We start from the raw sequence: 745 nt of genomic DNA on the forward strand, positions 1-745 counted from the left end.
CGAGCGTCCTCTGGGCGAAGTGCCCTATCTCTTTTTGGATGCCCGTTACGAGAAAGTGCGGCTGGAAGGGCGAATCGTCGATTGTGCCGTCTTGATCGCCGTCGGCGTCGATGCGACGGGCAAACGGCGGGTGCTCGGTTGCACGGTGGCCACGTCGGAAGCCGAGATCAATTGGCGACGTTTCCTGGAATCCCTCCTTGCCAGAGGGTTGCACGGGATCAAGCTCATCATCGCGGATGATCATGCGGGCCTCAAAGCTGCCCGCAAAGCGGTGTTCCCTTCTGTTCCCTGGCAGCGTTGCCAGTTCCATCTGCAGCAAAACGCCGGCCAGTTCGTCACCCGACAGGAGGCGAAAAAGCACGTCGCCGCGACACTGCGCGCGATCTTCAATGCTCCGGACAAGGCAGAAGCCGAGCGGCTTTTGAAAGCCGCCCTGGACACCTGGCGCAAGGAGCATCCGAAACTGGCCGAGTGGGCCGAAACCGCGATTCCTGAATCCCTGACGGTGTTCGACTTCCCCGCTGCGCACCGTATCCGTTTGCGTACCACCAACGGGCTGGAACGCATCAACCGGGAACTGCGACGACGCACCCGGGTGGCCAGCATCTTCCCCAACATGGATTCCTGCCTGCGCCTGGTCTCGGCGCTGCTGGCCGAACTCGACGACGAGTGGATGACCGGCAAGGTCTATCTCAACCTCAACCCGTAACCCCGGCGTCATGACCAACACCACGGAAATTTACAG

General features: G+C 61.2%; 1 protein-coding gene. It reads left to right on the forward strand.

From position 1 onward, the window contains the following. The coding region (locus OA56_RS06665; RefSeq protein ID WP_461584199.1) for an IS256 family transposase at window positions 1–709 on the forward strand (709 nt) is incomplete at its 5' end. Window positions 710–745 lie beyond the last annotated feature (36 nt).

The sequence above is a fragment of the Tepidiphilus sp. HLB4 genome (assembly GCF_054823945.1).